This is a genomic window from Enterococcus sp. HMSC072F02 (genome assembly GCF_001837725.1).
In the GTDB taxonomy this organism is placed as follows: Bacteria; Bacillota; Bacilli; order Lactobacillales; family Enterococcaceae; genus Enterococcus_B; species Enterococcus_B lactis.
Genome location: NZ_KV833932.1, coordinates 79,511 through 80,200 on the forward strand (window position 1 = coordinate 79,511; position 690 = coordinate 80,200).

Annotated in this window: 2 protein-coding genes; both read right to left on the bottom strand. The window is 36.7% G+C overall.

Going from position 1 to position 690, the window contains the following annotated elements; translation table 11 throughout:
• Nucleotides 1-56: 56 nt before the first annotated feature.
• Nucleotides 57-194, bottom strand: coding sequence for an XkdX family protein (locus HMPREF2731_RS14205; RefSeq protein ID WP_002334791.1), 138 nt, complete (start codon nucleotides 192-194; stop codon nucleotides 57-59).
• Between the two features lies 1 nt (nucleotide 195).
• Nucleotides 196-639, bottom strand: coding sequence for a hypothetical protein (locus HMPREF2731_RS04385; RefSeq protein WP_029745055.1), 444 nt, complete (start codon nucleotides 637-639; stop codon nucleotides 196-198).
• Between the last annotated feature and the right edge of the window lie 51 nt (nucleotides 640-690).

Consider the following 690-nt stretch of genomic DNA (forward strand, 5'->3'; position numbering starts at 1 on the left):
ATTCCCCTAAATTAATCATATTGCAACTCCTTGTATCAAAACTAAAAGCACATCAATTAAGATGCACTCTCTTCATTGTTAATAATTTTTTCTGCTTCTTCGTCTGTAATGCATAGCGGAACGAACTGTAGAACTTGATCGTCAGTAAAACAGCCCCAATCATACATCATTTTCACATCGCTAAAACTAAACATACTACTCACCTCCCTTTGAAGCTGGATTTAATTGCTCTTTAATTTCTGCAATATCCTTGCTGTTTTGAATCGAAGCAAGCATCATTTTTGAATTGATTTGTGCTAAACTATCAGCTTTTTCTTTTAATGCAGTGTTTTCCTGTTTAATTGCTACATCGTTTAGCATGAGTTTGGCATTGAGCTGTTTTAGATTGCCGTTCTCGTTTTCCAGTGCCTCGTACACTGCTTCAAGATTATTTAGCTTATTGTGATCCAATACATTCGTCAAAACAATCCATCGGTTTTCTTGCGGATCAAATAATTGATCATTAATTGTTAAAGGCTCCCCATCTGAACGAATTCCTTCTAATGGTGGGACATCAGTAAACGGGACAGTCATAACCATATCATCTAACACTTTTCCGACATATTCCCCAAGTTGATCATCTGTGGCACATTTGATGATGTGAACTAGTCTCGGCCTTGCATCAAGTACGATGTTTATTTTTTCTTGTCG

Excerpts from the sequence above, each read along its gene's own strand:
- HMPREF2731_RS14205 (WP_002334791.1), bottom strand. The coding sequence starts at position 194 with ATGTTTAGTTTTAGCGATGTGAAAATGATGTATGATTGGGGCTGTTTT.